The organism is Serratia sp. S4, from assembly GCF_000347995.1.
Classification (GTDB): Bacteria; Pseudomonadota; Gammaproteobacteria; order Enterobacterales; family Enterobacteriaceae; genus Serratia; species Serratia quinivorans.
In genome coordinates this window covers 861,583-874,345 of the sequence record NZ_KB661120.1, presented here as the reverse complement: position 1 = coordinate 874,345, position 12,763 = coordinate 861,583, and the positions used below count along the sequence as shown (strand labels likewise).

Below are 12,763 nucleotides of genomic sequence, written 5' to 3'. Positions count from 1 at the left end.
TTACTCGCGGAACAGTGCCTCAATGCTCAGGCCTTGCATTTGCAGAATTTCACGCAGACGGCGTAAACCTTCAACCTGGATCTGACGTACTCGCTCGCGAGTCAGGCCAATTTCACGACCCACATCTTCAAGCGTTGCCGCTTCGTAGCCCAGCAGGCCAAAACGACGCGCCAGCACTTCACGCTGTTTGGCGTTCAGTTCGAACAACCATTTAACGATGCTCTGTTTCATGTCATCGTCTTGCGTGGTGTCTTCCGGTCCGTTGTCTTTCTCGTCGGCCAGAATATCCAACAAGGCTTTCTCCGAATCTCCACCCAATGGCGTATCGACAGAAGTGATACGTTCATTCAGGCGCAACATACGGCTGACGTCATCGACCGGCTTGTCGAGTTGCTCTGCAATCTCTTCAGCGCTCGGCTCATGATCCAGTTTATGAGAAAGCTCGCGCGCGGTGCGCAAATAGACATTCAGTTCTTTAACAATGTGGATAGGCAAACGGATAGTACGGGTTTGGTTCATGATCGCCCGTTCAATCGTCTGCCGGATCCACCAGGTTGCGTAAGTCGAGAAACGGAAGCCGCGTTCTGGGTCAAACTTTTCCACTGCGCGGATCAGACCGAGGTTACCCTCTTCAATCAGATCCAGCAGCGCCAGGCCGCGATTGCTGTAACGGCGGGCGATTTTCACCACCAACCGCAGGTTACTTTCAATCATTCGGCGGCGGGACGGCACGTCACCGCGCAGTGCACGCCGTGCAAAATAAACTTCTTCCTCTGCGGTCAGCAGCGGAGAATAACCGATTTCGCCAAGATAGAGCTGCGTCGCATCCAATACGCGTTGGGTCACGCCTTGTGACAACAACTCTTCTTCCGCTAGATCACTCTCACTGGCCTCTTCTTCAACCAGTGCTTTTTCGTCGAATGATTCCGCTTCCGTTGCGTTCTCGTCGAAATCCGCATCGTCATGTAACTCGTTAACTTTCAGCGTATTTTGGCTCATATGCTGCTCCTACCCGTGATACCGCGAGCAGAATACAGCGTATTCTGCCCAATCTATCGCTGCGGAAGATAACGCAGCGGGTTTACGGATTTCCCCTTGTAACGAATTTCAAAATGCAAACGTACTGAACTGGTTCCGGTGCTACCCATGGTGGCTATTTTTTGACCCGCCTTCACTTCTTGTTGTTCCCGGACCAGCATTGTGTCGTTGTGAGCGTAGGCGCTCAGGTAATCATCATTGTGTTTGATGATGATTAGATTACCGTAACCCCGTAAAGCGTTGCCTGCGTACACTACACGACCATCGGCGGTAGCGAAGATAGGCTGCCCACGAGTCCCGGCGATATCGACACCTTTATTCCCACCTTCTGATGAGGAAAAGTTATCAATAATCTTACCGTCAGTCGGCCATCTCCAGGTACTTACTGGGGCGCTGTTGCTGACGGTGCTGCTCACTGGTGGAGCAACGACCGGTGCGGTAACAGGGGCTGTTGCGGTAGTTGCCGCCACTGCGCCTGCTGCAGGTAACATCTTACCTACATTCTGTTTACCCGAATTATCAGAATACGCGTTAGTTGATGGAGAATCAACCGTTGCAGTTTGTATCTGAGAGGTCGATGGTGGCTTAGGAACGCCACCGCTGGTCGCGTCTGTTGCCGCCAGCATACCGCCGTTTCCGTTGGCGGAACCATTACCAAGCTGAATGCTTTGGCCCACATTCAGGCTGTATGGCTCAGGGATATTGTTGCGCTGGGCCAGGTCACGGTAATCGTTTCCGGTGATCCAGGCGATGTAAAACAGCGTGTCTCCGCGCTTAACCGTGTAGGTATTGCCGCTGTAGCTCCCTTTGGGGATCGAAGTGTAACTGCGGTTGTAAACAATGTGCCCTTCAGCGTTAGCCTGCGCTCCAGCGTTGCTGGATGCGGCGGCTCCGCCACCGTCCACGCTACTAATAGGGGCCGATGTCGATTCAGTGTTCGTACAACCTGCCAACCACAAACTTACCATCGTACACACCGCAACCCGGCGTAATGTAATCATTGGGCTTCCCGTGCTCATGCTTCCCCCATGACAGCAATATCAGCGATATATCCAAATACCCTTTACATGGTAGCTGAGCTTTTAACATTCTCTCGATTTCTACCCTGAAAGGTGCCCACGGCCGATCCCTGAACGTCAGGAAATCTCATGCCGGAGCCTCAAAACAGCGCGCCAATGCTAACCACATTAGCGCTGCTGCACCATAAGACAACTACGCAGAAAGGCAATTGTATTGAAAATTAGTTTTATTGAAACGTTAAAACATTAACCGGAGGTGATGAAAGTGCAACAGATTTCGTTTCCTGTCGAAAATTCAGACAATCGCTAGGCCAGTTCACCCTTCACCAGGGGAACAAAACGCACCGCTTCGACGGTATCGATAACAAACTCGCTTCCCTGTCGCCGAATATACTTCAGAGTTTGGGCCTGCTCACCGACAGGTAACACCAGAATGCCACCGTCGTCCAACTGCTCCATCAGCGCCGGAGGGATCTCCGGCGGCGCTGCCGTGACAATGATGGCATCAAACGGCCCTCGCGATGCCCAACCCTGCCAGCCATCGCCATGACGAGTGGAAACATTGTGAAGATCAAGTTGTTTCAGCCGCCGCTTGGCCTGCCATTGCAGCCCCTTAATACGTTCAACGGAACAAACATGCTGTACCAGATGCGCCAGGATAGCGGTTTGATAGCCAGAACCGGTGCCGATCTCCAATACTCTGGAGGTTGGCGTCAGATTCAGCAGTTCGGTCATGCGTGCAACCATATAAGGTTGAGAGATAGTTTGGCCGGAGCCAATAGGTAACGCAGTATTCTCATAAGCCTTGTGTTCAAGTGCCTCATCAACAAAGCGTTCACGCGGCACTGCTTCGATCGCCTGTAGCAACCGTTCGTCCCGGATCCCCTGTTGACGCAGCTGCGTCAGCAATGTTTGCATACGCTTGTTCACCATTCCCCGCCAACCCCTGCTTTGGTTAACCACGTTTTTACCACGTCCTGGGCTGCATAAGCGGTTAAATCCACCTGCAGTGGCGTGATGGCCACATAACCCTGTTCTACCGCAGCGAAATCCGTGTCCGGCCCGGCATCAAACTTATCACCAGGCGGCCCAATCCAATAGAGATTTTGCCCACGCGGATCTTGTTGGCAGAACACTTTGTCAGCCGGATGGCGACTACCACAGCGGGTCACACGAATGCCCTTAATCTGGTCCAGCGGCAAATCCGGCACGTTGATATTCAGAATTTTACCGGTTCGCAACGGTTCGCGCTGTAACGCACGCAGCACCCGGCAGGTGATCGCCGCGGCGGTCGCATAATGCTGATGGCCGTTCAACGACACGGCCAGCGCAGGCAATCCCAAATGGCGTCCTTCCATGGCAGCAGCCACAGTGCCGGAATAGATAACGTCATCGCCCAGATTGGGGCCCGCATTGATGCCGGAAACCACGATATCCGGCGCAGGCTGCATCAGGGCATTCACTCCCAGATACACGCAGTCTGTCGGCGTTCCCTGCTGTACGGCGATATCTCCATTGGGCATCGTCAGGGTGCGCAATGGAGATTCCAGCGTCAGCGCATTGGAAGAACCACTGCGGTTACGATCGGGCGCTACAACTTGCACTTCGGCGAACTCTCTCAATGCCGCCGCCAGCACCTGGATGCCCGGGGCGGTCACGCCGTCGTCATTACTCAGCAATATCCGCATAAAAGATTGTCTTCTTTTTTATCTCTCAATCAGAACGCCTTTAACGCGGCCTGGTATTTAAATACTCGAAATCAACGCCCAAAAGGAGGGACTTAACCAGCAGATATTATGTTTACTCCCCCCGACATGTCCAGTCACCAAGGGAAAAGACGATTTTTCGCGCTGCTTCCAGGCTTCGTGTTAGCACCGAAAACCGCAGTTGGGCAAACACACCTCGTTACGTCGTCATGCTCCAGACGAAAAAAAACCTGCATAAGCAGGTTTTTAATTATTACTCACTAATATCCGCATCACTACTGTCCTGCCGCATAATTTCGCGCACCACGCTGGTGGCGAAACTGCCGGCCGGCAGCCAAAAACGCAGTTCAACGGTGGCATCATCCCACCATTCCCACTGCATGTTTTTTGGCTGTAACAGCAACGCACGGCGGGCCGGATCAACACGCTCACGCTTTAAAAGCGCCATCAGTTCCGGTTGCTCCAGCAAGCACTGCTGTTCAAAACTCAGTGCTTCACCGGCGGTACCGGGTTCGCCGTCACCCGGCAAAGGAGCGGTAATCATCAGTTCGCCGGCATCCAGCCGCTGTTGCAGCGCTTCCAGCTCTTCCGGCTTGGCGACAAACCAACTGCCACGCCCACTGAGCTGTAAGGCATCACCTTCCAGCACGGTATGTTGTTGCTGGTTGGCCAAGCGTCGGCTGGCAATCAAATTAAACAGCGCACTGCGGCTGGCAGAAAGATAAAAACTGCGCTTGCTGCGTTCTTTAACCCGGATTTCATCATTTGCCCAACGGCGCGCCATCACCAGGTTATTACCGCCGCGACCAAAGCGCTGGCTGCCAAAATAGTTTGGCACGCCGCCGGCCGCAATCGCCTGCAGCCGCGGTTCGACATCCTGACGGTCGGAAATATGACGCAGCACCAGAGTGAAAGCATTGCCTTTTAGCGTGCCTATACGCATTTTGCGCAGGTGGCGGGCGCTAGCCAGCACTTCGCAGCCTTCCAGTGAAAACTGAGTAAAATCAGGTGTCTCTTTGCCCGGTAGATGCAGGCAGAACCATTGTTCGGTCACCGCATGGCGATCTTTCAGACCCGCGTAACTGACAGAACGGGCGTGAATACCGGCAAAGCGCGCCAAATAATCGGCGACAAACTGAGTGTTACAGCCGTTCTTGCGGATGTTCACCAGCACATGTTCGCCTTCGCCGTCCGGCTCAAAGCCCAGGTCTTCCACCACCACAAAATCTTCCGGGTTGGCTTTCAACACGCCGGTGCTCTGTGGCTGGCCATGCAGCCAGGTCAGATTAGCCATATCCATGCGTTTATTCCTTGATCAACAAGGCAACCGCTTCGCAGGCAATGCCCTCGCCGCGCCCGGTGAAACCGAGCTGTTCGGTGGTGGTAGCCTTAACGTTGACGTCGTCCATATGGCATTGCAGATCTTCCGCCAGGAATACGCGCATTTGCGGGATATGCGGCGCCATTTTAGGGGCCTGGGCAATAATGGTGATATCCAGATTCCCCAGACGATAGCCTTTGGCGCGGATGCGTTTCCAGGCCTCACGCAGCAGAACGCGGCTGTCGGCCCCTTTGAATGCCGGGTCGGTATCCGGGAACAGCTTGCCGATATCCCCTAACGCCGCCGCCCCCAACAGAGCATCGGTCGCCGCATGCAGCGCCACGTCACCGTCGGAGTGAGCCAGCAAACCTTTTTCATAAGGGATACGAACACCACCGATCACCAGCGGCCCTTCGCCACCAAATTTATGTACGTCAAAACCGTGACCGATACGCATGATGCGCTCCTTAATTGTCCAACTGAGTTAAGTAAAAGGCCGCCAGCGCCAAATCTTCCGGGCGCGTGACTTTAATATTGTCCGAGCGTCCACTGACCAGCAGCGGATGATAGCCACAATGCTCCAGGGCAGAAGCCTCATCGGTGACCGTCGCACCGTCATCCATCGCTCGCTGCAGGCAGAGCTTGAGCAACGCCAGCGGGAACAGTTGCGGAGTTAACGCATGCCACAGATCCTGGCGTTCAACGGTGTGTGAGATAGTACTGCGACCAGGTTCGGCACGTTTCATGGTATCACGCACCGGCGCGGCCAAAATGCCCCCTACCTCGCTGTGTTCGGTGATCGCCAGCAAACGTTCCAGATCTTCGGCATGCAGGCAGGGCCTTGCCGCGTCGTGTACCAGCACCCATTTGGCCTCGCCGGCCAGTTGCAACCCGGCCATCACCGAATCGGCGCGTTGCTGACCGCCGACGGTGACCCGCACGCGGGGATCTTTGGCAATCGGTAACTGGTGGAACTGCTGGTCATCGGGACCGATCGCCACAATCACCTGCGGAATACGCGGATGGCGCAATAGCGCATGGATCGCGTGCTCGAGAATGGTTTGGTGGCCGATGGTTAAATACTGCTTCGGGCAATCCGCCTGCATACGGCTGCCGATACCGGCAGCGGGCAGGACGGCAATCACCGGTGGAAAGGTTCCTGCGGAGTGATTCATGCGTTACTTTTGTAGGTTATTTTGCGAGGAGGACGCCGCGTTGCGTCTGGATTGGTCAGGAACCAGACGATAGAAAGTCTCACCGGGCTTGATCATGCTCAGTTCATTGCGCGCACGCTCTTCGATCGCTTCCTGACCGCCGTTCAAATCGTCGATTTCGGCGAACAGCTGATCGTTACGCGCTTTCAATTTAGCATTGCTGCCCTGTTGGACCGCAACGTCATCATTGACCCGCACGTAATCGTGAACACCATTTTTGCCCAGCCACAGTGAATACTGTAACCAACCGAGCAATGCCAGCAATAACAGCGTAAGTTTTCCCATCTCCGCCCCCTGAAAAACCGCCTAATCATCCCACAACTTTTCGTTGGACTCCACACTGGGAACGGCATTTCACCGCCAAATTCAGAGTAGGATGAGAATTTCTTGAGTTTATAACCTAAATTCGCGCCGAAAGCGGCAAAAAAAAGCACTTTCATCCGATAAGTCACCGATCGACAGCTTCACATTCCCTCACTCAATGTTTATATCGGTTATGCAGCAAGAAAAACTGGCTGCACCGCAGTTTCACCAACGCTTCCGCCAATCACAATAGAAAAGTGCATATTTATCACCATTAAAAATCACACCATCAGGTAGGAGTTGTATTTTTATTCATTGAAGGTTATTTTTATGCACACATAGTGCATAAATAAATCCAATGAATAACTTTTAATTATCGGGGATAGTGATGTTAAAACGCATAATTCTGATTGGCGCCTGCCTGGCCGCCACCCTGTCGGCTTCTGCTCTGGCGGCAGAACCCACTTACGTCGTCGGCTCCGGCGGCACCTATCGTCCATTCGAATTCGAAAACAGCAGCAAACAGCTGGAAGGCTTTGATATTGATATCATCAAGGCCGTCGCCAAGGCCGAAGGCTTCCAGGTCAAGCTGGTAAATACACCGTGGGAAGGCATCTTTGCCACGCTGAACTCCGGCGATCGCGACATCATTATTTCCGGCATCACCATCACCGATAAACGCAAGCAAATGGTTGATTTCTCTGCGCCTTACTTCCCGGCGGAGCAGACCATCGTGGTTCCCAAAGACTCTCAAGTGAACTCTATTGCCGCGCTGAAAGCGCTGAAAGTTGGCGTGGTGAACTCCAGCACCGGCGACATCGTGGTATCCGACGTGCTGGGTAAAAACAGCACCGCTATCAAACGTTTCGACAATACCCCGCTGCTGCTGCAGGAGTTGTACGAAGACGGCATCGGCGCAGCCGTAGGCGACGTTGGCGTAGCCAAGTTCTACATAAAAACCCACCCGGAAAAAGAGTTCAAATTGGTGTCAGACGCCAAATTCGAACGTCAGTATTTCGGCATTGCTGTTGCCAAAGGCAACGATGAACTACGCGGTAAAATCAACGCCGGCCTGAAGAAAATCATCGCCGACGGCACCTACGCCAAAATTTACCAGACCTGGTTTGACAGCAACGTTCCGACACTGCCTGCCGAATAAGCCTTAAGTGACCGGAGCTCGCACGAGCTCCGGAGCAACACTATCGAGAGAATACCGAGAAGGAACACCCATTGAATTTCCGTTGGGAGATTATCCAGGAATATGCCCCGCTGTTTATGGAAGGCGCCTGGATGACCATCAAATGCACCATTATCTGCGTGATACTGGGCACCACCTGGGGGCTGCTCCTGGGGTTAGGCCGTCTGGCGCAAGCGCCGCATGGAGTCTGGAAACCAATACTGCATTACGGCGTACAGTGGCCGGTGCGCATTTATATCAGCGCCTTCCGCGGCACGCCGCTGTTCGTGCAGATCATGGTGGTGCACTTCGCCCTGGTGCCGCTGTTTATTAACCCGCGTGACGGCCTGCTGGTCACCAACGGCCTGATGAGCAGTGATTTCGCCCGTGCATTGCGCTCCGACTATGGCGCATTTCTCTCCTGTGTGGTGGCGATTACGCTCAACGCCGGCGCCTACGTTTCGGAAATTTTCCGCGCCGGTATTCAGTCAATCGATCGCGGCCAGATGGAAGCTTCGCGCTCGCTGGGCATGGGCTACGGCAAAACCATGCGCAAAGTGATCCTGCCGCAGGCATTCCGTCGCATGCTGCCACCGCTGGGCAATAACGCCATTGCCATCGTCAAGGATTCCTCACTGGCCTCCGCCATCGGTCTGGCCGATTTGGCCTATGCCGCCCGGACGGTTTCCGGCGCTTATGCCACCTATTGGGAGCCTTACCTGACCATTTCGCTGGTCTATTGGGTCCTCACCTTCCTGCTTTCGCTGATGGTGCAACACATGGAAAAGAGGTTCGGGAAAAGTGATTCGCGTACATAACCTGCAAAAACAATTCGGCGAAAGCCACGTACTGCGTGGTATCTCCTGCGAGATCGCGGCCAACGAAGTGGTCTGCGTCATTGGCCCGTCCGGTTCCGGCAAAAGTACCTTTCTGCGCTGTATCAACGCGCTGGAGACGCTCTCCGGCGGCGAAGTTCTGGTCAACGGTTTCGCCATTCACAGCCAGAAAACCGATCTCAATAAAATGCGTGAAAGCGTGGGGATGGTGTTTCAGCGCTTTAATCTGTTCCCGCATATGACGGTGCTGGAGAACATCATTATGGCGCCGATGGGGGTGAAAAAACTGTCGCGTGCCGACGCCATCCTGCGTGCAGAAGCGCTGTTACGCAAAGTGGGTCTGTTGGACAAGATAGACGCCTATCCCAGCAGCCTGTCCGGCGGCCAGCAACAACGGGTGGCCATTGCCCGGGCGCTGGCGATGGAGCCAAAAATCATGTTGTTCGACGAACCCACCTCAGCACTTGATCCCGAGTTGGTCGGCGAAGTGCTGGCGGTGATGAAGTCATTGGCACACGAAGGTATGACCATGGTGGTGGTGACCCACGAGATGGGCTTTGCCCGTGAAGTGGCCGATCGGGTGTTGTTTATCGATCAGGGGATCATTCAGGAAGAAGGCACACCGCAGCAGATTTTCAGCAATCCGACCAACCCGCGCACTCAGGCTTTTCTAAGCAAAGTTTTGTAACCTTCGGCACGGCTTTGCAATGCTTCGGGCGCAGGCAACTGCGCCCACTCTCTCACCAGCCGGTGAGAAAACTGAATACCAGCCAGAACAGACACAGCACGATAGCGCCGGTCAGCAGCAGCGTCAGGATCAGGCGACCACGCAACAGCATGCTAAGCGTGATGCCAATCAGTACCGATACCGGCATCAGGGCCAGGAAGAACGGCCAGGTGTAGAGCAGGAAGAAGAGCGTGTTGGAACCGTAGACCACAAAAGGCACCGCGAACGCCAGCCAGTAGAAAACAAAGCCGCAGACGCCGCCCAGGAAAGAATAAGAGGGTTCCTCTTTTTCCTGGTTTGAGTCAATCAAGATAGGCGAGACATTTTGCATAGTGATCCCTGGTTATTCGGCACGCTCTCCGGCGGGCTTAGCGTAAAAAGCGTATGGCGCAAAAACGCCACACGCTTTTCTGAATTCAGGGTTTGATAATAGCCCGACCACGCAGCACGTCTAACAATTGCTCAATCAAATTTGTTACCAATTGTTGGCCATCAAGGTGAATATCCGGCCGTTGCGGGGCCTCGTAAACCGAGTCGATTCCGGTGAAATTACGCAGTTCCCCAGCCCGGGCTTTTTTGTACAATCCCTTCGGATCCCGCTGCTCACAAATCGCCAGCGGCGTGTCGACAAACACCTCGATAAAGCGCTCTTCATCAAGCAGTTCGCGCACCATCTGTCGTTCTGTGCGGTGCGGTGAAATAAACGCGGTCAGCACCACCAGCCCGGCATCTACCATCAGTTTGGACACTTCTCCCACGCGGCGAATATTCTCGCGCCGATCGTCATCTGAGAATCCCAGATCGCGGCACAGGCCGTGACGCACGTTATCGCCATCCAGCAAATAGGTGCTGACGCCAAGGGCGTGCAGCGCCTGCTCCAGCGCACCGGCAACGGTGGATTTACCCGAGCCGGACAGCCCGGTAAACCACAGCACCACGCCTTTATGGCCATTACGGGCTTCGCGATCCGCACGCGCTACCGCATGCGGATGCCAGACCACGTTGTCATCATCCGGCCCGGTGGGTCGTTGCTCTACGTCGGCCACGTTACTTGCCCCCGATCAGGTCGCGTGCGCCCCAATGCGGGAAGTGTTTACGCACCAAAGCATTAAGTTCCAGCTCGAATGCGCTAAAGTCACCAGTGGCTGCCTGAGCGTCCTGCAAGGTTTCGCGGATCAGCCCGGCACCAACCGTGACATTGCTCAGGCGATCGATAAAGATAAATCCGCCGGTGTCATGATTACGCTGATAGCTGTCCAGCACCAGAGGTTCGTCGAAGGTCAGTTCCACCAGGCCAATGCCGTTCAGCGGCAAGGTATCCGCCTGATGCTGAGCCAGCGAGTTGATTTCTACCTGGTGGCGAATACCTTCCACTCGTGCTCGAGTCTTTTTGCCAGCGACCTTGATGTCGTAGCTCTGCCCCGGTAACAGCGGCTTCTCGGCCATCCACACCACGTCCACCAGTGCGCTTTGCGCCGCCTGCAGAGTTTCCCCGGCATCAACCAGCAAATCGCCGCGGCTGATATCCACTTCATCCTTCAGCACCAGGGTGATCGCTTCACCCGGTACCGCTTCCTGCAAATCACCATCAAAGGTGACAATGCGTGCAACGGTGGATTCCACGCCGGAAGGCAATACCTTCACGCGTTGGCCGACGCGCACCACACCGGCAGATAGGGTGCCTGCATAGCCACGGAAATCCAGGTTCGGACGGTTAACATATTGCACCGGGAAGCGCAGCGGCTGCGTTTCGCGCTCGCTGACAACATCCACGCTTTCCAATACCTGTAACAACGTAGGGCCGTTGTACCAAGGCATATGGGTGCTTTCGCTGGCCACATTATCGCCGTCCAGTGCCGACAGCGGGACAAACTTGATATCCAGATCGTTTGGCAACTGCTGAGCGAAGGTCAGATAATCCTGTTTGAACTGCTCAAATACCGACTCTTGGTAATTCACCAGATCCATCTTGTTGACCGCCACCACCAAATGGCGAATGCCCAGCAACGTAGCAATAAAACTGTGTCTGCGGGTTTGATCCAGCACCCCTTTACGCGCGTCAATCAGCAAAATTGCCAGATCGCAGGTGGAGGCGCCGGTCGCCATATTGCGGGTGTACTGCTCATGCCCAGGGGTATCGGCGATAATAAATTTGCGCTTTTCAGTCGAGAAATAGCGATAGGCCACGTCAATGGTGATGCCCTGCTCACGCTCGGCCTGCAGGCCGTCGACCAGCAATGCCAGATCGAGCTTTTCGCCCTGGGTGCCAATACGCTTGCTGTCACTGTGCAGCGTGGACAGCTGATCTTCGTAGATCTGGCGGGTATCGTGCAGCAGACGACCGATCAGGGTACTTTTACCGTCGTCGACGCTGCCACAGGTCAGGAACCGTAACAGGCTTTTATGTTGCTGCGCGTGCAGGTAAGACTCGACCCCGCCCTGGTCAGCGATTTGTTGGGCAATTGCCTGGTTTTGCGAAACTATAGTGTTCATCCGGCGGCTCCTTAGAAATACCCTTGACGCTTTTTCAGCTCCATCGAGCCGGACTGATCGCGATCGATCATCCGTCCCTGGCGCTCACTGGTGGTGGATACCAACATCTCTTCGATGATTTCCGGCAGCGTTTGCGCTTCGGACTCCACCGCGCCGGTCAGCGGCCAGCAACCCAGGGTGCGGAAGCGCACCATGCGCTGGCTGATCACTTCACCCGGCTGCAGATCAATGCGATCGTCGTCCACCATCAACAGCATGCCGTCACGCTCTACCACCGGACGTGGTTTCGCCAGGTACAAAGGAATGATGTCGATTTTTTCCAGGAAAATGTATTGCCAGATATCCAGCTCGGTCCAGTTCGACAGCGGGAACACGCGGATGCTCTCGCCCTTGTTGATCTGACCGTTGTAGTTGTGCCACAGCTCCGGGCGCTGGTTCTTCGGATCCCAACGGTGGAAACGGTCGCGGAAAGAATAGATACGCTCTTTGGCGCGTGACTTTTCTTCGTCACGGCGAGCGCCACCAAAGGCGGCATCAAAACCGTATTTGTTCAGCGCCTGCTTCAGACCTTCGGTTTTCATGATATCGGTGTGCTTGGCACTGCCGTGAACGAACGGGTTGATGCCCATCGCCACGCCTTCCGGATTTTTATGTACCAGCAGCTCAAAACCGTATTCCTTAGCGGTGCGGTCACGGAACTGGTACATCTCGCTGAATTTCCAGCCGGTATCCACGTGTAGCAGTGGAAACGGCAGCGTGCCTGGGAAGAAGGCCTTGCGCGCCAGGTGCAGCATCACGGAAGAGTCTTTGCCGATGGAATAGAGCATCACCGGGTTGCCGAATTCAGCGGCGACTTCACGGATGATATGGATACTCTCCGCCTCCAATTGCCGCAAATGAGTGAGTCGTTTTTCGTCCATAACAGATCC

At 54.6% G+C, this 12,763-nt stretch carries 15 protein-coding genes; 3 read left to right on the top strand and 12 right to left on the bottom strand.

Annotation, left to right across the window (positions count from 1 at the left end; all coding sequences use genetic code 11):
* The 8 genes from rpoS to ftsB all read right to left on the bottom strand — a co-directional run bounded on the left by rpoS (position 1) and on the right by ftsB (position 6,583).
* A complete protein-coding gene (gene rpoS / locus SERS4_RS0104655) occupies positions 1 to 999 on the bottom strand; it encodes an RNA polymerase sigma factor RpoS (RefSeq protein WP_012005280.1) in 999 nt (332 codons plus the stop codon).
* Positions 1,000 to 1,052: 53 nt separating this feature from the next.
* Positions 1,053 to 2,039 (bottom strand): murein hydrolase activator NlpD, encoded by a 987-nt coding sequence (gene nlpD, locus SERS4_RS0104650; protein WP_012005279.1) that lies wholly within the window; start codon positions 2,037 to 2,039, stop codon positions 1,053 to 1,055.
* 324 nt (positions 2,040 to 2,363) lie between these two features.
* A complete protein-coding gene (locus SERS4_RS0104645; protein WP_012005278.1) occupies positions 2,364 to 2,990 on the bottom strand; it encodes a protein-L-isoaspartate(D-aspartate) O-methyltransferase in 627 nt (208 codons plus the stop codon).
* Positions 2,984 to 3,745, bottom strand: a complete 762-nt coding sequence (surE, locus tag SERS4_RS0104640; protein ID WP_012005277.1) for a 5'/3'-nucleotidase SurE — start codon at positions 3,743 to 3,745, stop codon at positions 2,984 to 2,986. The genes SERS4_RS0104645 and surE overlap by 7 nt, the downstream gene beginning before the upstream one ends.
* A gap of 271 nt (positions 3,746 to 4,016) precedes the next feature.
* Positions 4,017 to 5,063 carry a tRNA pseudouridine(13) synthase TruD gene (gene truD / locus SERS4_RS0104635; protein ID WP_017891648.1) on the bottom strand — a complete coding sequence of 349 codons (1,047 nt, stop codon included), beginning with the start codon at positions 5,061 to 5,063 and terminating at the stop codon, positions 4,017 to 4,019.
* 4 nt (positions 5,064 to 5,067) lie between these two features.
* Positions 5,068 to 5,541 (bottom strand): 2-C-methyl-D-erythritol 2,4-cyclodiphosphate synthase, encoded by a 474-nt coding sequence (gene ispF, locus SERS4_RS0104630; protein WP_012005275.1) that lies wholly within the window; start codon positions 5,539 to 5,541, stop codon positions 5,068 to 5,070.
* Between the two features lie 10 nt (positions 5,542 to 5,551).
* Positions 5,552 to 6,259 carry a 2-C-methyl-D-erythritol 4-phosphate cytidylyltransferase gene (gene ispD / locus SERS4_RS0104625; protein WP_012005274.1) on the bottom strand — a complete coding sequence of 236 codons (708 nt, stop codon included), beginning with the start codon at positions 6,257 to 6,259 and terminating at the stop codon, positions 5,552 to 5,554.
* Between the two features lie 3 nt (positions 6,260 to 6,262).
* Positions 6,263 to 6,583, bottom strand: a complete 321-nt coding sequence (gene ftsB, locus SERS4_RS0104620; protein ID WP_012005273.1) for a cell division protein FtsB — start codon at positions 6,581 to 6,583, stop codon at positions 6,263 to 6,265.
* A gap of 406 nt (positions 6,584 to 6,989) precedes the next feature.
* Between ftsB and SERS4_RS0104615 the strand changes: the two genes are divergently transcribed.
* The 3 genes from SERS4_RS0104615 (at position 6,990) to SERS4_RS0104605 (ending at position 9,302) form a co-directional block, all read left to right on the top strand.
* On the top strand, positions 6,990 to 7,760 hold the full coding sequence (locus tag SERS4_RS0104615) for a basic amino acid ABC transporter substrate-binding protein (protein WP_012005272.1): 771 nt from the start codon (positions 6,990 to 6,992) through the stop codon (positions 7,758 to 7,760).
* 116 nt (positions 7,761 to 7,876) lie between these two features.
* Entirely contained in the window at positions 7,877 to 8,596 is a 720-nt protein-coding gene (locus SERS4_RS0104610) for an amino acid ABC transporter permease (protein WP_051071220.1), read from the top strand.
* Positions 8,580 to 9,302, top strand: coding sequence for an amino acid ABC transporter ATP-binding protein (locus SERS4_RS0104605; RefSeq protein ID WP_017891645.1), 723 nt, complete (start codon positions 8,580 to 8,582; stop codon positions 9,300 to 9,302). The genes SERS4_RS0104610 and SERS4_RS0104605 overlap by 17 nt, the downstream gene beginning before the upstream one ends.
* A gap of 52 nt (positions 9,303 to 9,354) precedes the next feature.
* Here SERS4_RS0104605 and SERS4_RS0104600 read toward each other — a convergent pair whose 3' ends face one another.
* The 4 genes from SERS4_RS0104600 to cysD all read right to left on the bottom strand — a co-directional run bounded on the left by SERS4_RS0104600 (position 9,355) and on the right by cysD (position 12,754).
* Complete coding sequence (locus tag SERS4_RS0104600) at positions 9,355 to 9,672, bottom strand: DUF3561 family protein (RefSeq protein WP_012005269.1); 318 nt, start codon at positions 9,670 to 9,672, stop codon at positions 9,355 to 9,357.
* Between the two features lie 85 nt (positions 9,673 to 9,757).
* Complete coding sequence (gene cysC / locus SERS4_RS0104595) at positions 9,758 to 10,387, bottom strand: adenylyl-sulfate kinase (protein WP_017891644.1); 630 nt, start codon at positions 10,385 to 10,387, stop codon at positions 9,758 to 9,760.
* Position 10,388: 1 nt separating this feature from the next.
* Positions 10,389 to 11,834: a sulfate adenylyltransferase subunit CysN gene (cysN, locus tag SERS4_RS0104590; RefSeq protein WP_017891643.1), complete on the bottom strand. Its 1,446-nt coding sequence runs from the start codon at positions 11,832 to 11,834 to the stop codon at positions 10,389 to 10,391.
* 11 nt (positions 11,835 to 11,845) lie between these two features.
* The gene (gene cysD, locus SERS4_RS0104585; protein WP_012005266.1) at positions 11,846 to 12,754 is read right to left on the bottom strand and encodes a sulfate adenylyltransferase subunit CysD; all 909 of its coding nucleotides are present in this window, start codon (positions 12,752 to 12,754) and stop codon (positions 11,846 to 11,848) included.
* Positions 12,755 to 12,763: the final 9 nt, after the last annotated feature.